Annotated in this window: 17 protein-coding genes; 13 read left to right on the forward strand and 4 right to left on the reverse strand. The window is 66.7% G+C overall.

All coding sequences use genetic code 11. From position 1 onward, the window contains the following. Both AU185_RS19260 and AU185_RS19265 read right to left on the reverse strand, forming a co-directional pair. Positions 1-500: glycosyltransferase family 39 protein (locus AU185_RS19260; RefSeq protein WP_172800413.1), on the reverse strand; the 500-nt coding region annotated here is incomplete at its 3' end. Next, complete coding sequence (locus tag AU185_RS19265) at positions 494-1,339, reverse strand: glycoside hydrolase family 16 protein (protein WP_059101491.1); 846 nt, start codon at positions 1,337-1,339, stop codon at positions 494-496. The genes AU185_RS19260 and AU185_RS19265, both read right to left, overlap by 7 nt. Positions 1,340-1,521: 182 nt before the next feature. Here AU185_RS19265 and fdh point away from each other — a divergent pair, with 182 nt between their 5' ends. From fdh to AU185_RS19290, 4 genes are all read left to right on the forward strand, one after another. Next, a complete protein-coding gene (fdh, locus tag AU185_RS19275; RefSeq protein WP_231740408.1) occupies positions 1,522-4,773 on the forward strand; it encodes a formate dehydrogenase in 3,252 nt (1,083 codons plus the stop codon). Continuing rightward, positions 4,770-5,654: a 4Fe-4S dicluster domain-containing protein gene (locus tag AU185_RS19280; protein ID WP_059101221.1), complete on the forward strand. Its 885-nt coding sequence runs from the start codon at positions 4,770-4,772 to the stop codon at positions 5,652-5,654. The genes fdh and AU185_RS19280 overlap by 4 nt, the downstream gene beginning before the upstream one ends. Next, positions 5,654-6,610, forward strand: a complete 957-nt coding sequence (nrfD, locus tag AU185_RS19285) for an NrfD/PsrC family molybdoenzyme membrane anchor subunit (protein WP_059101222.1) — start codon at positions 5,654-5,656, stop codon at positions 6,608-6,610. Before AU185_RS19280 ends, nrfD begins: the two co-directional genes overlap by 1 nt. A gap of 146 nt (positions 6,611-6,756) precedes the next feature. Continuing rightward, positions 6,757-8,106: an MFS transporter gene (locus tag AU185_RS19290; RefSeq protein ID WP_059101223.1), complete on the forward strand. Its 1,350-nt coding sequence runs from the start codon at positions 6,757-6,759 to the stop codon at positions 8,104-8,106. A gap of 87 nt (positions 8,107-8,193) precedes the next feature. Here AU185_RS19290 and ppk2 read toward each other — a convergent pair whose 3' ends face one another. After that, positions 8,194-9,084 carry a polyphosphate kinase 2 gene (gene ppk2, locus AU185_RS19295; RefSeq protein WP_059101224.1) on the reverse strand — a complete coding sequence of 297 codons (891 nt, stop codon included), beginning with the start codon at positions 9,082-9,084 and terminating at the stop codon, positions 8,194-8,196. A 71-nt stretch (positions 9,085-9,155) separates the two neighbouring features. Between ppk2 and AU185_RS19300 the strand changes: the two genes are divergently transcribed. The 9 genes from AU185_RS19300 to AU185_RS19340 all read left to right on the forward strand — a co-directional run bounded on the left by AU185_RS19300 (position 9,156) and on the right by AU185_RS19340 (position 16,242). Continuing rightward, positions 9,156-9,761, forward strand: coding sequence for a rhomboid-like protein (locus AU185_RS19300; protein ID WP_059101225.1), 606 nt, complete (start codon positions 9,156-9,158; stop codon positions 9,759-9,761). A 25-nt stretch (positions 9,762-9,786) separates the two neighbouring features. Next, positions 9,787-10,716: an NAD(P)/FAD-dependent oxidoreductase gene (locus AU185_RS19305; RefSeq protein WP_059101226.1), complete on the forward strand. Its 930-nt coding sequence runs from the start codon at positions 9,787-9,789 to the stop codon at positions 10,714-10,716. 109 nt (positions 10,717-10,825) lie between these two features. Further along, positions 10,826-11,410: a TetR/AcrR family transcriptional regulator gene (locus tag AU185_RS19310; RefSeq protein ID WP_059101227.1), complete on the forward strand. Its 585-nt coding sequence runs from the start codon at positions 10,826-10,828 to the stop codon at positions 11,408-11,410. Further along, a complete protein-coding gene (locus AU185_RS19315; protein WP_059101228.1) occupies positions 11,410-11,796 on the forward strand; it encodes a nitroreductase/quinone reductase family protein in 387 nt (128 codons plus the stop codon). The genes AU185_RS19310 and AU185_RS19315 overlap by 1 nt, the downstream gene beginning before the upstream one ends. Positions 11,797-11,809: 13 nt before the next feature. Beyond that, positions 11,810-12,391 (forward strand): hypothetical protein, encoded by a 582-nt coding sequence (locus AU185_RS19320; protein WP_059101229.1) that lies wholly within the window; start codon positions 11,810-11,812, stop codon positions 12,389-12,391. Further along, the gene (locus AU185_RS19325; protein WP_059101230.1) at positions 12,391-12,858 is read left to right on the forward strand and encodes a hypothetical protein; all 468 of its coding nucleotides are present in this window, start codon (positions 12,391-12,393) and stop codon (positions 12,856-12,858) included. Before AU185_RS19320 ends, AU185_RS19325 begins: the two co-directional genes overlap by 1 nt. A gap of 16 nt (positions 12,859-12,874) precedes the next feature. Then, entirely contained in the window at positions 12,875-13,420 is a 546-nt protein-coding gene (locus AU185_RS19330) for a YceI family protein (protein ID WP_059101493.1), read from the forward strand. A 138-nt stretch (positions 13,421-13,558) separates the two neighbouring features. Next, a complete protein-coding gene (locus AU185_RS19335; RefSeq protein ID WP_059101494.1) occupies positions 13,559-15,127 on the forward strand; it encodes a serine/threonine-protein kinase in 1,569 nt (522 codons plus the stop codon). Between the two features lie 134 nt (positions 15,128-15,261). After that, entirely contained in the window at positions 15,262-16,242 is a 981-nt protein-coding gene (locus AU185_RS19340; RefSeq protein ID WP_231740409.1) for a serine hydrolase, read from the forward strand. Here AU185_RS19340 and AU185_RS19345 read toward each other — a convergent pair. Continuing rightward, on the reverse strand, positions 16,239-17,768 hold the full coding sequence (locus AU185_RS19345) for a serine/threonine-protein kinase (protein ID WP_059101231.1): 1,530 nt from the start codon (positions 17,766-17,768) through the stop codon (positions 16,239-16,241). The genes AU185_RS19340 and AU185_RS19345 overlap by 4 nt on opposite strands. Between the last annotated feature and the right edge of the window lie 141 nt (positions 17,769-17,909).

A 17,909-nucleotide genomic window follows, 5' to 3' on the forward strand; every position in this document is an offset into this window, starting at 1 on the left:
CCGTAACCCGCCCACCCCCAACGGGATTCACGCTGCGCCGCCCAGACCAACAGCACCGCGAGCCACACGGCGAGCATCATCGACAGCGCGTACGGACGCGCCTCGATGCCCGCCCACGTCGACCGGGGCAGGATCGCGCAGATGACCCCGGCCGTCAGCCCGACCGTCCGCGATGACAGCTGCCTGCCCAGCACCACCGCGCCCGCCGCGGCGGCGCCGACCGCCAGGCCGCTGGGTACCCGCGACCAGAACTCGGTCGGCGGGAAGACGGCGAACCAGCCGTGCATCAGCAGGTAATAGAGGCCGTGGACGGCGTCCACGTCGGCCAGCATCTGCCACAGCTGATCCAGCGAGCGGCTGTAGGAGGCCGAGATCGTGGCGGCCTCGTCGTACCAGAACGACGGGCGGCCGGCGCCGGCGAGGCTCACCGCGGCGCCGAGGATGGCGACGAGCAGCGGTTCCAGCCGCGTCAGCCGACCGCCCGCGGAGACGTCTACCAGACGCGGATCCAGTCGACCAGCATCACCGACGGGTAGGGGGCCTTGGTCGGATCACCGCCACCGGAGCCACCGACCGCGAGGTTGAAGATCGCCTGCAGCCAGTACCCCGGGATGCTGAACGGCCACCGCAGGTCGCCGGGCCGGCCATGGACCGGAATCGGCTTGGCCGGAACCGTGAAGTACGGCTCAGCGCCGTCGACGTAGTCGCGCCAGAAGCGGAAACCGTCCTCGCTCCACTCGGTGCGCCAGTTGTGCCACGCGGGATCCACCAGCTCGGGGATCGACATGCCCTCCCACGTCTTGCCGTTGGAGGCGGCGTGCACGGTGGTGCCCGGCGGCCAGGCGCCGTTGCCGTAGTACTCGACGATGTCGATCTCGCCGTCGGGCAGCGGGTCCTGGTTGAGCAGCCAGTAGGCGGGCCACAGGCCCGGGTGCATGCAGTCGAGCTTGATGCGCGCTTCCCAGGTGGTGCCGATCTGCCCCCGGAAGTGGCTGAGCACCTTGCCGCTGAAGTACTGGTCGCCCTCGTGGGTCGCGCACAGCACGAGGTTGGAGTTGCCGTCGATGAACACGTTGCGGCGGTCGTCGCGGTAATGCCCGACGATCGGCGGCGTCACCGGGTCGTCCCAGTTCTGCACGATCCACTTCGCCGGATCGGGTGCCGACCCGGCCGGACCGTCGAATTCGTCCTGGAAGAGGTAGGTGCCTGTGGCCGCGTCAGGTGGCGGCTGCGCCGGCGGGGACGGCCGAAGCGGCGAGGCATTGGCCAGCGGCGAGGGCACGGCCGCCGCGCCCAACGCGGCGACTCCGGTCATCATCATCAGGGTGCGACGGTCGATTTCGGCCACAGCAGCACCATAGAGGGTCTCGCGGATGATCACCGTGGTTTGTCCACGCGTTGACCGCATTAGTTCCCGTAACAGCGCTAATGTCGTCAGTGCGCGGGCGCCGTGTGGTTCCGGTCACCCTCGCGAACGCAGCCGGGGCGAACGTCGAGTCAGGGTCGGATACGGGAGGCGCTGTGGACATCAGGGGGCTGTTCCAGTCGTGGCCGGTCTACCGCCAGCTCACCGGCCAGGACCGGCTGGGCCGGGGCCAGGCCGCGCAGTCCAAGCGCTCCGCCACGCTGACGCCGCGGACCACCGAAGCCGACCGGGTCGCGCATTCCGTCTGCCCGTACTGCGCGGTCGGATGCGCGCAGAAGGTCTACGTCAAGGACGAGAAGGTCATCCAGATCGAGGGCAACCCGGACAGCCCGATTTCACGAGGACGGCTGTGCCCCAAGGGTTCTGCGAGCAAACAGCTTGTCACCGGACCTCAGCGATTGACCAAGGTGCGCTACCGCCCGCCGTACGCCTCCGAGTGGCAGGACATCGACCTCGACACGGCGATGGACATGGTCGCCGACCGGGTGCTCGACGCGCGCCAGAAAGGTTGGCAGCAGTTCGACGCCGACCGCAACACGCTGCGCCGCACCATGGGGATCGCCAGCTTGGGCGGCGCGACCCTGGACAACGAAGAGAACTACCTGATCAAGAAGCTTTTCACCGCGTTGGGGGCGCTGCAGATCGAGAACCAGGCCCGCATTTGACACAGCGCCACGGTTCCCGGTCTGGGAGCCTCCTTCGGTCGCGGCGGGGCGACGGACTACCAGCAAGACCTCGCCAACGCGGACTTCATCGTGATCATGGGCTCGAACATGGCCGAAGCCCATCCGGTTGGCTTCCAGTGGGTGGTCGAGGCCAAGGCGCGGGGGGCCAGGGTCGTGCACGTCGACCCGCGGTTCACCCGCACCAGCGCGTTGGCCGACCGGCATCTGACGTTGCGCGCGGGCAGTGACATCGCGTTCCTCGGCGGGGTGATCAACTACATCCTGAGCAACGACCTCGACTTCCGCGAGTACGTCACCGCGTACACCAACGCGTCGTTCATCGTCGATGAACGCTTCCGCGACGCCGAGGACCTCGACGGGTTGTTCTCCGGCTACGACGACGAAACCGCGTCGTACGACCCGTCGACGTGGCAGTACGAACGCACCGATCCCGAATACGGTGGCGCTGGTGCCAAGGAGCACGCCGCGCCCGAGCAGCAGGGATCGGGCGGAGCACCGATAGAAGGCTCGGCGCAACACATTCCGTCGGACCCGACGTTGCAACATCCGCGCTGCGTCTATCAGATCCTCAAGCGGCACTACGCCCGCTACACGCCGGAGATGGTGGAACGGGTGTGCGGCATGCCGGCCGCCGACTTCGTCGAGGTCGCGCGGACGTGGGCCGCCAACTCCGGGCGCGAGCGCACGTCGGCCCTGGTGTACAGCGTCGGGTGGACTCAGCACACCATGGGCGCGCAGTTCATCCGCGCCGGAGCGATCATCCAGTTGCTGCTGGGCAACATCGGCCGACCCGGTGGCGGCGTGTTCGCGCTGCGCGGGCACGCGAGCATCCAGGGTTCGACCGACGTCCCAACGTTGTTCAACCTGCTGCCCGGTTATCTGGCGATGCCACACGCCGGCCAGGAGACGCTCTCGGAGTATCTCGACGACATCATCGGCCGCAACCAGAAAGGCTTCTGGCGCAACGCCGATACCTACATGGTGTCGCTGCTCAAGGAGTACTGGGGCGAGCACGCCACCGCCGACAACGACTACTGCTTCGACTATCTGCCGCGCATCAACGGCGACCACGGCACCTACCGCACCGTGATGGACATGGTCGACGGCAACGTGTTCGGCTACTTCCTGCTCGGCCAGAACCCGGCGGTGGGGTCGGCGCACGGGCGGTTGCAGCGCCTCGGCATGGCCAACCTCGACTGGCTGGTGGTGCGTGATCTGGTCGAGATCGAGAGCGCGACGTTCTGGAAGAACGCGCCCGAAATCGAAACGGGGGAGATCGATCCGCAGACGTGTCGCACCGAGGTGTTCCTGTTCCCGGCCGCGTCGCACGTGGAGAAAGCCGGCACGTTCACGCAGACGCAGCGCAAACTGCAGTGGCGGGAGAAGGCGGTCGAACCGCCGGGCGACGCCCGCTCCGAGTTGTGGTTCTTCTACCACCTGGGCCGGATCCTGCGCGAAAAGCTCGCCGGCTCAACCGATGAGCGCGACCGTCCGCTGCTCGACCTCTCGTGGGACTACAGGCTGGAGGGCGACGAGCCGTCCGCCGAGGACGTGCTGCGACGCATCAACGGTGTCGACCTGACGACGGGTCGTGCGGTGAACAGCTATTTGGAACTGAAGGCCGACGGCACCACGATGTGCGGGTGCTGGATCTACAGCGGGGTCTACGCCGACGAGGTCAACCAGGCGGCCCGTCGCGCGCCGCACGACGACGCGCAGTGGGGTTGGGTGTGGCCGCTGAACCGGCGGGTGCTCTACAACCGCGCGTCGGCGGATCCGCAGGGCAGGCCGTGGAGTGAGCGCAAGAAGCTGGTGTGGTGGGACTCAGAGGCCGGCGAGTGGACGGGCTATGACGTCCCCGACTTCGAGAAGACGAAACCGCCGGACTACGAACCGCCCTCCGACGCAGTGGGTGTCGAGGCGCTGCGCGGCGACGACGCGTTCGTGATGCAGGCCGACGGCAAGGGCTGGCTGTTCGCGCCGAACGGGGTGCTCGACGGGCCGTTGCCGACGCACTACGAGCCGCACGAGTCGCCGGTCCCCAATGCGTTCTACAAGCAGCAGGGCAACCCGGCGCGCAAGGTGTACGGGCGTGCGGACAACCCGTCGAACCCGTCACCGCCGGAGTTGCACGGCGAGGTGTTCCCGTTCGTCTTCACCGCGGCCCGGCTGACCGAGCACCACACCGCGGGCGGAATGAGCCGTCAATTGCCTTATCTCAGTGAGCTTCAGCCGGGCTTGTTCGTCGAGGTGTCGCCGGCTCTGGCGGCCGAACGCGGCTTGACGCATATGGCGTGGGCGCATGTGGTGACCAGCCGGTCGGCGGTCGATGCGCGGGTGTTCGTGACGGACCGGATGCGGCCGCTGCGGATCGAGGACCGGATTGTGCACCAGGTCTGGATGCCTTACCACTGGGGCAGTGTCGGGCTGATCGACGGCGATGTGGTCAACGACCTGGTGGGCGTGGTCGCCGATCCGAACGTGTTCATTCAGGAGAGCAAGGTCGCGACATGCGACATCCAGCCGGGTCGACGGCCGCGCGGCCCGGCGCTGCTGGAGTACATCGCGATGTACCGCGAGCGGGCGCGCATCACTCCCGAGACCGGCACCGACCTGGACACCACCGAGGCTTCGACAGATCACACCGAGGAGAAGCCATGAGCCGCAACAGCTTCTATGGCCCGCTGGCCGATGTGGCGGGTGAGGCCGGCTACGTCGAGCACCCGCCGCGGATGGGCTTTTTCACCGACACATCGGTGTGCATCGGTTGCAAGGCGTGCGAAGTCGCTTGCAAGGAGTGGAACGGTGTGCCCGACGACGGGTTCAACCTGCTGGGCATGTCGTTCGACAACACCGGCGAGTTGGGTGCGAACTCGTGGCGCCACGTCGCGTTCGTCGAACAGCCCGCCCCGGTGGACCTCGGGATGCCGGGCTTCGAACGGCCCGGCGACGCTTCGGGAGCCGAAACCCGAACCGACTTCCGGTGGCTGATGAGCAGCGACGTGTGCAAGCACTGCACGCACGCCGGCTGCCTGGATGTCTGTCCGACGGGGGCGCTGTACCGCACCGAGTTCGCGACCGTCGTTGTGCAGCAGGACATCTGCAATGGGTGCGGATACTGCGTGTCGGCCTGCCCGTACGGCGTGATCGAGCGACGCGAGGGCGACGGCCGGGCGTTCAAGTGCACGCTGTGTTACGACCGGCTGCTCGACGGCTTGGAGCCGGCGTGCGCGAAGGCGTGCCCGACCGACTCGATCCAGTTCGGTGTGCTCGACGAGCTGCGGGAACGGGCCGCGATGCGCGTCAACGAATTACACGACCGCGGTGTGACCTCGGCGCGGCTGTACGGCGAGGACCCGAACGACGGCGTCGGCGGCGACGGCGCGTTCTTCCTGCTGCTCGACGAACCCGAGGTGTACGGGCTGCCGCCGGACCCGGTGGTGCCGACGCGCGACGCCGGGGCGATGTGGCGCTATGCGGGAATGGCGGCGTGGGCTTTCGTCGGGCTCGCGGTGTCGTCGTTCCTCGGAAAGAGACGCTGATGCCGCGCGAACAGCTGGCGGTGCCGAAGGCCGAGTTCCGGTCGTACTACGGCAAGCAGATTCTCAAGACCCCGGTGTGGAACTGGATGATCGCGGCGTACTTGTTCTGCGGCGGGCTGTCGGCGGGCGCGGCGATGCTGGCGGCCGGCGCGGACCTGACGGGACGACCCGGGCTGCGCAAAGTGTCCCGAATCGGCTCGCTGTCAAGCGTTTTGGCGAGCTTGTACTTCTTGATCGCGGACCTCGGGCGACCGGAGCGGTTCCACCACATGCTGCGGGTGGCGAAGCCGAGTTCGCCGATGAGCGTGGGCACCTGGATCCTGTCGGCGTACGGGCCGGGCGCGGGCGTGGCCGCGGTGGCGGAGTTGATGCCGGGCCGGCTGCGGCGGACGTGGCTGGGCCGGCTGGTGGACCGGGCGGCTCGACCGGCCGGACTGTGGGCAGCGGGCACGGCGCCGGGGGTGGCGTCGTACACGGCGGTTCTGTTGTCGCAGACGGCGGTTCCGGCCTGGCGGGAGGCGCACCCGTATCTGCCGTTTGTGTTCACGGGTTCGGCGGCGGCGAGCGGAGCCGGGCTCGGAATGCTGTTGGCGCCGGTGGACGAATCAGGCCCGGCGCGACGGATGGCGGTGCTGGGCGCGGGCATGGAAGTGGCGGCGTCGCGGCTGATGGAGCAGCGGCTGGGCCTGTCCGGCGAGGCATACACGACGGGCAGGGCGCACCGGCTGCGTCAGCTGTCGGAGGTGCTGACGGCCGGCGGAGCGGTCGGCGCGGTGATCGGGCGGAACCGAGCGACGGTCGCGGCGTCGGGAGCGGCGCTGCTCGTGGGCAGTGCGCTGCAGAGGTTCGGCGTCTTCGAGGCGGGCGTGGCGTCGACGCGCGACCCGAAGTACGTCGTGGTTCCGCAGCGGGAGCGGTTGGATGCTGTTGAACGCCTACGCGCGAGATTGCACTGACGGTTGCACTAGGACGTCACGACCCTGAGTGCAATTTCGGTCATAGGACCGCAAAGCAAAGTGGCCCGAAAGCGCGCGGAATCGGGCACTTCCCGACCTGTCGCGGATAGGGTGGCCCGGGCACACGGCTCGTTTGGAGGTTGACGATGGCCACGACAACCGAAGCGCCACCGCCGCGGTCGAGCCCCGCCGAGACCCGGCGGGCCATCTGGAACACGATCCGTGGCTCGTCGGGCAATCTCGTCGAGTGGTACGACGTGTACGTCTACACGGTGTTCGCGCCGTACTTCGAGAGCCAGTTCTTCGACGAATCGGAGAAGAACTCGACGGTCTACGTGTATGCGATCTTCGCGATCACGTTCGTGATGCGTCCGGTCGGGTCCTGGTTCTTCGGCCGGTTCGCCGACCGACGGGGCCGCCGAGCGGCGCTCACGGTGAGTGTGTCGCTGATGGCGGGCTGCTCGATGGTCGTCGCGCTGGTGCCCTCACAGGCCAGCATCGGTGCGGCCGCGGCGGTCATCCTGATCCTCGCGCGGCTGGTACAGGGTTTTGCGACCGGAGGCGAGTACGGGACATCGGCGACGTACATGTCGGAGGCGGCGACGCGTGAGTGGCGTGGCTTCTTCTCGTCGTTCCAGTACGTGACGCTGGTCGGCGGACATGTCCTGGCTCAGCTCACGCTGTTGATCGTCGACGCATTTCTCGTCGACGAGCAGATGCGTGAATTCGGTTGGCGCATCGGCTTCGCCGTCGGCGGTGTCGCTGCCGTGGTGGTGTTCTGGTTGCGCCGGACCATGGACGAGTCGCTCAGCGAGGACGTCATCGAAGCGGCCAAGACAGGGCAGGACAAGGGCGCCGGTTCGATTCGCGAGTTGTTCACCCGCTACCCGAAGCCGCTGCTGATGTGCTTCTTGATCACACTGGGCGGCACCATCGCGTTCTACACCTACAGCGTAAACGCGCCGGCGATCGTGAAGACCGCGTACAAGGGTGAGGGGATGACGGGCACCTGGATCAACCTGATCGGGTTGATCTTCCTGATGCTGCTGCAGCCGGTCGGCGGGCTGATCAGCGATAGGGTCGGACGCAAACCGCTGCTGCTGTGGTTCGGTTTCGGCGGGGTGGTCTACACGTATGTCCTGATCACCTACCTGCCCGAAACACGTTCTCCGCTAACGTCTTTCCTTCTGGTGGCGGTCGGATACATGATCCTCACGGGCTACACCTCGATCAACGCGCTGGTCAAGTCGGAGTTGTTCCCGGCGCGGGTGCGGGCGCTCGGCGTGGGAGTCGGCTACGCGCTGGCGAACTCGATGTTCGGCGGCACCGCTCCGATGATCTACCAGGCGCTCAAGGAACGCGATCAGGTCCCGTTGTTCATCGGCTACGTCACCGTCTGCATCGCGGTGTCCCTAGTCGTGTACCTGTTCTTCCTGAAGAACAAGTCCGAGACATTCCTCGACCGCGAGCGCGGCTCGGCGTTCGTCAAGGTGTGACCGCGGCTCCCTAACCGCGAGATTGCACTGAGGGTTGTGCCGCCGGCCACGACCACGACCCTGAGTGCAATCTCGGCGCTAGGCGAACTAATCCTCCAGCGCCCGACCGACGATCAGCGGGTCCGGCTCGCCGACCACCTCATCGTCCTTGTCGTCGTAGTCGAACCGCGACAGCAGATACCGCATCGCGTTGATCCGGCCGCGCTTCTTGTCGTTGCTCTTCACCACGATCCAGGGCGCATAGTCGGTGTCGGTGGCGACGAACATCTCCTCCTTCGCCCTGGTGTAGTCCTCCCACCGGTTGACCGCTTCCATGTCCATCGACGAGAACTTCCACTGCCGCAACGGATCAACGAGCCGGATCGCGAACCGCGTCCGCTGCTCGGCCGGCGACACCGAGAACCAGAACTTGGTCAGGTGCAGCCCCGAATTGACCAGCATCTCCTCGAACGCCGGCGCCTGCCGCATGAACTCTGCGTGCTGTTCGGGCGTACAGAAGCCCATCACCCGTTCGACGCCGGCGCGGTTGTACCAGGATCGGTCGAACAACACCATCTCGCCGGCGGTCGGCAGATGCCTGACGTATCGCTGGAAGTACCACTGAGACTTCTCTTCTTCGGTCGGCTTCTCCAACGCCACCACGCGTGCGCCGCGGGGGTTGAGGTGTTCCATGAACCGCTGGATGGAACCGCCCTTGCCCGCCGCGTCGCGACCTTCGAACAGGATCACGTGCCGCGCGCCGGTGCGTTTACTCCACTTCTGCAGCTTGAGCAGTTCGATCTGCAGGCGCCGTTTCACCCGCTCGTAATCGTCGCGCGACATCCGCTCGTCGTACGGATAGCGCTCACGCCACGTCTGGATCGGCTTGCCCTCGCGGTCGAGCAGGACCGGGTCGTCCTCGTCCTCGTCGTTGACGGTGTATCCATGGTCGTCGGTCGACAGGGCGTCGAGGTCAATCTCAGCATCAGCGGTCGTCATCCCAGCTCCTTGCACGATTTCTATCCCCGCTCGGGCCGGGTGACAAACCTGCTCGGCAGTACTGTCGCCTTGTGCAGCTCATCCGCGGCGCGCCGCTCACGTTCGCGTGGTTGGTCGTCCTGCTCGTCACCAGCCGCGTGCAGCGCTCGGCCGGGCATCGAGGTTCGCGGCGGATCCAACGCAGAAACTCCACCAACCTGCGTCGGCTGCGCACCGAACCGTCGCGCGTGCTCACCACCAGCCTGTTCTGGCTCGACGACCACCGGTGGTGGCCGTACGTGCCGGTGTTCGTCGGCGTTGTCGCACCCGCAGAGCGCCGATTGCGTTGGTGGCGTTGGCTTCTCGTGGGGATAACCGCACACGTCGTCGGCACCTACGTCGGCCAGAGCTACCTGCGGCTACTGATAGGCAAGGGCCGCGCACCGCAGCGGCTGGAGAACGCCCGCGACGTCGGGGTGAGCTATTTCGTCCTCGGCGCGGCCGGCGCACTCTCGGGCTACATCCGAAGGCCGTGGCGATCGCGTGCCCAGGCCGCGGCGGTGCTGGCGCTGACGGGTAACGCCGCCGCGCGGCCGACCTTCACCGAAGTCGGGCACCTGACCGCGTTCGTCGTCGGGCTGGCAGCCGTCGGTCTGGCCCCGGATCGCGAGTCCAAGCCGTATCCGAACGTTTCATAGCCGCCACCCCGGGAAATATGTCGCCATGCAATGGGAATGCGCCGTCGTCGGTGCCGGAGCCGCCGGGCTGAGCGCCGCCCTCGTCCTGGGTCGGGCGCGACGGCGCACGGTCGTGATCGACGCCGACGAGCAGAGCAACCGTGTGTCGAGCGTCATCGGCGGCCTTCTCGGCTATGACCAGCGGCCACCGGCCGAGCTCTATGCCGCGGGGCGCCGCGAGCTGGCGTCCTACCCCAGCGTCGAGTACCGGCACGGCACGGTGCGCAGCGGCCGCCCCGTCGACAGCGGGTTCGTCCTCGAACCGGACGACGGCGACCCCATCCTCACCAAGCGTGTCCTGCTCACCACCGGCATGCAGTACTGTCCGCCGGACCTGCCCGGCCTCGCCGAACTGTGGGGCACCTCGGTGTTCCAGTGCCCGTTCTGCCACGGCTGGGAGATGCGCGACAAGCGGCTCGCCACCATGGCCGCCGGCGAGGAGGCCATGCACTCGGCGCTGATGCTGCGCGGCTGGAGCGACGACGTCGTGCTGCTGACCGACGGCCGCACCGACCTGTCACCCGCCGACATCAACGTGCTGCAATCGGCGAACATCACCATCGACGACCGTCGCGTCGTCGAATTACACAGCGACAACGGCCAACTGACCGCGATCGCGTTCGCCGACGGTGACCGCCTGGCCCGCGACGGCCTGTTGGTCGAGGCGCCGCTGCGGCAACGCTCGCCGCTGGCTCAGCAGTTGGGCGCGGAGTGCACGCCCGGCCCGCTGGCCGCTGACACCATCAACATCGACGCGATCCACCGCACGGTGACCGGCGGCGTGTTCGCCGCGGGTGACGTCTGCAGCGAACAGCCCTATGTCGCGGGCGCGATCGCCGCGGGCTCGAAGGCCGCGATGATCGTCGTGCAGAGCCTGCTGGCCGACGAGTTCGGCCTGCCCTACCCGCCGACCTGAGTGCTGCCGTCGCTGCGCTAGCGGCCTGCATACCGCGCGGCCATCTCATTGACTGAACATTCAGTCAATGAGATGATGGCTTCATGGTTGGGACAGGGCGGCGGCAAGAGTGACCCCGCTTTCCCGCCGCGAGCAGGCGGATGCCCGGAAGGCGCAACTGGTCGAGGTCACCCTCGGCCTGTTCGTGGAACGCGGGATCGAGCGGGTGACGATGGGTGAGGTCGCCGCCCGTGCGGGGGTCGCGCCCGGACTGCTCTATCACTACTTCGGCAGCAAGGACGGACTGATCCGCGCGGCGATCGAGGCCGCGAGCCCACGCGACGCGCTGGCCGGCGTCATGGGCGACCTTTCGGGTCGACCGGCGGACGAGGGGCTGCGGGCATTCTGCCTACGGCTGGCCACCGTGCTCGAAGAGCGCGGCGATGTCGTGCGGACGCTGTTTCGGGAGATGCTCGCACCCGAGTCAGCGATCTCCGCCGGCGTTGCCGAGATGCAGGAACACGTGCTCGGGGACCTCGCCGGCTATATCGATGAGCGGATCGCTGCAGGCGAACTCCGCGAGCACGATCCGCGGGTGACTTTGCGCTTGCTCATCAGCGCGATCCTCGTCCTCGGAGTCACCCGTCAGCCGGTCAAGCCGTGGATCGACGGCTTCGTGAACACCATCCTCAGCGGAATCCGGACGGAATCGTGATGAAACTACGAAACAGCTGGCTGTGGCTGCTGAAGAACACCCTCAACCGCTTGACCGCCAAGCTCGCCCGGTCCGGACATGGGCCGTTCTGCCTTGTCCGGCACGTCGGCCGGAAATCGGGGCGTGTCTACGAAACGCCGATCATCGTGGCGGCGGCGCCGGGCGGCTTCGTCGCCGAGCTCACATACGGCGAGAACGTGAACTGGTACCGCAACATCGTCGCCGGCGGCGGCTGCGAACTCGTTGTCGGCGGCACCACCCACACCGTTACCGGGATCGAACGCTATCCCGCCGACGCCGGGCGCCGCGCATTCGGTTTCCCGGCAGTACTGGTCCTGCGGCTTCTTCGCCGCGACGAATTCCGTCTGCTCCGCACTTCCGACTGATCGGCAGCCGAACATGGTGAAGAACAACTGGCCCGTCATCGCGAGCGTCATCGTCGTCGCCGCGCTCTACCTGCTGGTGGAGTTCATCTTCGCGCCGAAGGTCATGGCGTCTGCAGCGGTGCTGCTGGTCGGCGGACTGGTGTTGTGGCGGTTCGCCCCTGCGACAGCAGAACTCGACCCCACCACGGTCATCGTTCCCTATCTGCTGACGGTCATCGCGTTCATCGCTCATGTCTACGAGGAATACCGCGCGTTCGTCCTCGGCTTTCCGAGCGTCCTCGACGCGGTGGTCGATCTCGACCTCAACACACTGCTGTCCCACGCCGCGTTCGTCTCTCCCATCGTGTGGCTCGCGGCCGCCGTGATGATGCTCAAGCGGTGGAGCGTCGGCTACTACCTCGCGTGCGTGTTCCTGTTCGGCATGATGTTCATGGAACCCACCCACTTCATCGCGCCGTTCCTCGCCGACGGGACGTGGCACTACGTCGGCGGCGCCTGGACCGCCGTGATCCCCGCCATTCTCGGTTGGTACACGTACCTTCGGCTGCGACGCGAGACCAATGCGACGAAGGCCGAGAACAGGACTCACGCCTGATGGACGGGTTCATGCTGTTGCTCGCCGGCACCGTTTTCCTTCGCGGTTCGGGCGCGGGCATGATCACAGGCATCCTGTTGCTGACGATGCCGGCGCAATCGCGGCTGGGCTGGCGGTCCTACGCGGGTGCGCTCCGTGCGATGTACGGGGCGTGGGGCGTCAAGGTGTACGGCGTCATCACCGGCCTCGGCCTGATCCTCACGATTGTCGCGTTGGTCTGGGCGATCCTGCGCGGTGAGAGCCCAACCGTGGTGGGCCTGCTCGCGGCGTCGCTGGCGGCCACCGTCGGCGGGTTCGTCGGAACGGCCGGCGCCTACCCCGCGATGAAGAAGCTCTTTGCCGCGCCCGACGAGGACCAGCGTCTCGTCCTGACGTTGTTGTCCCGCTTCGGAAAGTGGGGGATCGTCAGCGGTTGCTGTCACGTCGCGGCATTCGCATTGATCACCGCAGCTATGTCAACGGCCTGAGCCCACAATGGACGGCATGCCGCAGACGTGGAAGCTGGATCAATCCGACGGCCGCCTCGAAGTCCGCACCGGCGTCGAGGGCCGCGCCGCGAAGATGGGCCACCGCCTCACGATTGCGATGAACAGTTGGCACGCGACGGTCGCATGGGCGGACGGCGACCCGACCGAGGTGACGCTGACGGTCGACGTGGATTCGCTCGAGGTGCTCAGCGGCGAGGGCGGCGTGACGCCGTTGACCGGTCCGGAGAAGGCGCTCGCGCGGACGAATGCGTTGAAAGTGCTGAATGCGAAGCGGTTTCCACGGATCACATTCGAAACGAGTGGCATCGACAAGACCGGCGACGGATACCGTCTCACCGGGACATTGCAGATTCACGGGCGGGACCGAAACCAGGTCGTCGACGTGGTGGTGAGCGAGCTCGATGACGTGTGGCGTATCTCATGTGAAGCCGACGTGCGGCATTCGGACTTCGGCCTCAAGCCGTATTCGATGCTGATGGGCTCGATGAAGGTCGCGGATGCGGTGACGGTGTCGTTCAGCGCGAAACGAAACAAGCGGTAACCTGGTCCAGGAAATCGCCTGTGCTGCTGCGACATCGGAGTCGACGTATACCTGCTGCGGGGAGCGGGTTATGTAACAGCGCGTTGCGGGAACACCATTGACTGCTGCGCTGGCGGCGAGAAGAGGAAGGATTGCATGTTGAGCTCCCCGAAGGGCGGCTCCCGACTGGGTACGCGATTCGGGCCGTATGAGCTGAAGTCCCTGATCGGCGTCGGTGGCATGGGTGAGGTCTACCGCGCCTACGACACCGCAAAGGAACGGACGGTGGCGATCAAGCTGCTACGTCCGGATATGGCCGCCGACCCCAACTTTCAGGAACGTTTCCGACGCGAGTCGCGCGTCGCCGCGCGGTTGCAGGAACCGCACGTCATCCCCGTGCACGACTTCGGCGACATCGACGGAACGCTTTACATCGACATGCGCCTGGTCGAAGGCGCGAGCCTCAAGGAGCTGCTGCGCACCGACGGCGCACTGCCCGCTACCCGGGTCGTGTCGATCATCACCCAGGTGGCGGCGGCGCTGGACGACGCGCACGCCAACGGTCTCGTGCACCGGGACATCAAGCCGGAGAACGTGCTGCTCACCGCCGACGACTTCGCGTACCTCGTCGACTTCGGCATCGCCCACGGCGGCGGGGAAGCGGCGGTGACCAAGACCGGCCTGGTAATCGGCTCGTGTGCCTACATGGCGCCGGAACGCATCAGCGGCGAACGCGGCGGGCCGGCCTCCGACATCTATTCGCTGACCTGCCTGCTCTACGAATGCCTGACCGGTCGCGCACCGTTCGACTCCGGTGACCTGCGCGAAATCATGGGCGCCCACTTGTTCTCCCCGGCGCCGCGGCCGAGCATCATGCGCAGAGGCATCAGCCGGGAGTTCGACGACGTCGTCGCGCGCGGCATGGCGAAGAAGCCGGCGGACCGGTTCGCGACGGCCGGTGAGCTGGCCAAGGCCGCCGCTGCGGCGGCGAATGCACCGGTCGCCGCGCCGCCTCCGCCACCGCCACCGCCACCGGCGCCGTCGACGCGGCAGTTCTCGGCCGTCGACCCGAATCCGGCGCGCACGGGCTATCAGCCGGCGTACGCGCCGTTGCCGCCATCCGCGCCGAAACGCAAGCCGCGGTTCGGCCCTGCGCAGGTCGGGTTGGTGGTGACGACGATCGTGCTGTTCACCGCGGCGGTAGTGCTCGCGCTCGTGCTGGCGTTCGGCGACAACGGGAGCGGATCGGCGCCACAGACGTCGCTGGCGCTGCCGCCTACGACGACGATGGAACCCACCGAGCCGTCGGCCGAAACCACCACGCCATCGACCACCACTACGACGACCACGACCACTGCGCCGTCGACGACACCGACCACCAGCGGGGCGCCGATCGCGGGGGTCTCGGGCACGGACTCGCACGGCTTCATCGGGCACACCGCGCGCTGCGATGCCGGCAGTACGCCGGCGGCGGCGATCAGGACCGCGCAGTCGCTGGCGGTGATCTGCGAGACGGCGCCGGGCGACTACTACTACCTCGGCGAGCGGCTGCGCGACGGCGCCAATGTGCGACTCGACAACGTACAACCGGCGGGCGCCGGGTTCGTTGCCACAAACCCGGCCGACGGCGCGCGCTATGACGTGCAACCCGGCATGCTCACGATCTCGAGCAACGGGACGGTGGACTCCGCGGAGCCGGCGTTGGAGTACGGCTCGGCGGACCGCTAACCGGCGATTTCGGAGCGCTACCCATCGCTTCGGCGACCGTTTGCGCACCCGAACCGGCGCTGGTCGGCTGGTTTCTCAACAGCCGGCAGTGTTGCTGCGATGACGGCGATCAACTGGCCGCAATACTGGAGTGGATGTCCAGAGAGACGACTACCGACCGTCCAGAGCCGCGCCATGCGCGCGATACGAAGCGCCACTCGAGGGTGTTCTCACTGCAGGTCGGGTTGATCGTCATTTTCGCGATCGGCATCGTAGCGGGTGGCGCGGTGGTGGGGCGGCATCTCTCCCTTGGCGCGCCGTCGGTCGACCGAAGCTCCACCGTAGATGCGAAACCCACGCCGGTTCGGCTTCCGGCGCCCCCACCGGTTTCTGTGCCCGATGCCCCGATCGCCGGCGACAGCGGTCGGTTTGCGGCCGAGTTCGAGGCGTTCTCGGCTGATTTGAATGCTGATGTAGGGATAGTCGTGCACCCCGTAGGTTCCGGCCCGCCACCAGTGGCCGCCGGTGAGTGGAGCACCGGTCCCGCTTGGTCCACCATCAAGGTGCCCCTCGTGATTGCGGGCTTGCGGGCAGCGGATTCGCCGGAGGTCACGGAATCGATGCGTGCGGCGATCACACGATCGGACAATGTTGCGGCCGAGACGATCTGGGAGAGTCTGGGTGATCCGGTCACTGCTGCGCAGAAGGTGCAGGACGTCCTCGCGGAGGCTGGCGATCCCACGATCGTTGAGTCGCAGAAGGTGAGACCTGAATTCACCGCGTTCGGACAGACAGAATGGTCGCTCGCCGATCAGGCCACGTTCCTGTCTTTCGCGGCGTGCGACGTCCGCAACCAACCAGTGCTGTCACTGATGAGCCAGGTCGAACCCAGCCAAAGTTGGGGGCTTGCCGCCATTTCGGGAGCACAGTACAAGGGCGGCTGGGGACCCTCCGAAGCCGGCGCTTATTTGGTGCGCCAGATGGGCATCATCCCCCTTCCGGGTGGCTCCGCAGTCATAACTGTTGCGGCAGCGCCGAATTCGGGCACTCTCGACGACGGCACGGTCGTGTTAACGCGGATCGCTGATTGGCTCAGCGAGCACACTGATCTGCTACCGGCCGGCGCTTGTCCCTAGTACAGGTACACGACGGCGTCCCGCCCGCCGGTGCATGTGATGAAGGCGTCGCCTGGGTGGACTACGCACTGCACAACGAAATTTGGTCCTGCACAGCCAGACCCGCTGCCGAGAACCGTTCGGCAGTCGACAGCGCCTGGAGCCGCCACCTCCCGAAGGTCGCGGCTCGCGTCGTCGTACGTCGACCAATACGCTCGCAAGACACTCTGGGTGAACAAGCAGGATGTCTCCGGAGAGCCACGGCGTGAACGGGTGCCGGCACCGGAGCGGTCCGTGAGGAAGTAATCGTCCTCGCAGCTTTGCGGGTTCTCGCTGGTGTCGAGCCCGGCCACCGCTGGCGGCGGGGGTGACCCGACTCCGAGCGGAACTTCGGCAGGTCGAGGCGATCGAGGTGTTGTGGTGGGCCGCGCCGGCCGGGTGATGGTCTGCCGTGCCGTCGGGTCAGGCGTGTCCCGAGCCGCTGTGGTCTGCGTACCTGAATCGCGGTTTGCCAGGAGACCGATCACAATGCCGATGCCGCCCAACAGCAGAGCCCCGACGACGGCGATGGCTGCGGGCAGAAGCCACGGACGGGAGGGGCCGCCGGGCGCCGACGCCGAGGGAGCCGCGCGAGGCAGGGGAGGCGGGGGAGGCGCTACTTCGGTTCGACGATGGGCCGCTCCGCCACCACCGTCGCGATAGAGCGAGGCACTCATGGTGTCGGCTGATGCCATGCCGATTACGTTGCCCGAACCCACCGCCCGCTGAGCGGCGCGGCCTAGTGCCCCACAGCTGCCGTAACGGTCGTCCGGTTCCTTCGCCATTCCGCGGGAAATCACCTCGTCGAACGCGGTTGGGACAGCGGGGTTGGTGACACTCGGTCGCGGCGGCGGCGACATCAAGTGCGCCGACATCATCTGCTCGAGACTGCTCTTCGGGAATGGCGCGACACCTGTCAGGCATTCGTAGAGAACGCACGCTAGTGAGTACACATCGGCTGCTGGCGTGACTTCCCGATCCCGGAACCGCTCGGGAGCCATGTAGTCAAACGTGCCAATTTGCATGCCGGTCGTGGTCAAACCGCTGTCGCCCTTTGCTTCGGCTATGCCGAAGTCGACGAGGTAGGGGAAATCCGACAAAGTGACGATAATGTTCTGGGGCTTGACGTCTCGGTGGACCAAACCGGCCGCGTGAGCAGCATCGAGTGCTGCAGCAACACCGCTGATGAGGAAAGTCGCCCGCGCAGGATCAAGCGGTCCGGTGCGGAGTAGCTGCTGCAAGGTCTGGCCGTCGACTAAACGCATATCGATGTAGGGATGGCCGTTGATCTCGCCCCAGTCGTGAATGGGGATGACATGAGGTTCCTGAAGAATCGCGGCGGCATGGGATTCACGTTGAAAGCGGGTCCGAAATCTCTCGTCCTGCCAAAATTGCTCAGCGAGAATTTTCAGCGCGACCGTTCGCCGTTTCTTGGTGTCCTCGGCTCGGTATACCTCTCCCATCCCCCCTCGCCCGAGTTCGCCGGTGATCTTGTAATGCCCGAACATCTGACCGACGCGGGGACCACCTGTTGCCACCCGACTCTCCTCTTCTTTGAAAGGGCCGTATCCCCACACAGAGCCTTCACTGACCGCGCGAGCCCGCCTCGGACGTTGTACTCAGCGGGTACCCATGCAAGGTGTAGCAAA

Origin of the sequence: Mycobacterium sp. GA-0227b (assembly GCF_001499855.1) — a bacterium.
In the GTDB taxonomy this organism is placed as follows: domain Bacteria; phylum Actinomycetota; class Actinomycetes; order Mycobacteriales; family Mycobacteriaceae; genus Mycobacterium.

Bases quoted from the DNA above. Each gene is read 5' to 3' on its own strand.
- AU185_RS19280 (WP_059101221.1), top strand. From the start codon at position 4,770: ATGAGCCGCAACAGCTTCTATGGCCCGCTGGCCGATGTGGCGGGTGAG.
- nrfD (WP_059101222.1), top strand. From the start codon at position 5,654: ATGCCGCGCGAACAGCTGGCGGTGCCGAAGGCCGAGTTCCGGTCGTAC.
- AU185_RS19290 (WP_059101223.1), top strand. From the start codon at position 6,757: ATGGCCACGACAACCGAAGCGCCACCGCCGCGGTCGAGCCCCGCCGAG.
- ppk2 (WP_059101224.1), bottom strand. From the start codon at position 9,084: ATGACGACCGCTGATGCTGAGATTGACCTCGACGCCCTGTCGACCGAC.
- AU185_RS19305 (WP_059101226.1), top strand. From the start codon at position 9,787: ATGCAATGGGAATGCGCCGTCGTCGGTGCCGGAGCCGCCGGGCTGAGC.
- AU185_RS19315 (WP_059101228.1), top strand. From the start codon at position 11,410: ATGAAACTACGAAACAGCTGGCTGTGGCTGCTGAAGAACACCCTCAAC.
- AU185_RS19320 (WP_059101229.1), top strand. From the start codon at position 11,810: ATGGTGAAGAACAACTGGCCCGTCATCGCGAGCGTCATCGTCGTCGCC.
- AU185_RS19325 (WP_059101230.1), top strand. From the start codon at position 12,391: ATGGACGGGTTCATGCTGTTGCTCGCCGGCACCGTTTTCCTTCGCGGT.
- AU185_RS19330 (WP_059101493.1), top strand. From the start codon at position 12,875: ATGCCGCAGACGTGGAAGCTGGATCAATCCGACGGCCGCCTCGAAGTC.
- AU185_RS19340 (WP_231740409.1), top strand. From the start codon at position 15,262: ATGTCCAGAGAGACGACTACCGACCGTCCAGAGCCGCGCCATGCGCGC.
- AU185_RS19345 (WP_059101231.1), bottom strand. From the start codon at position 17,768: ATGTTCGGGCATTACAAGATCACCGGCGAACTCGGGCGAGGGGGGATG.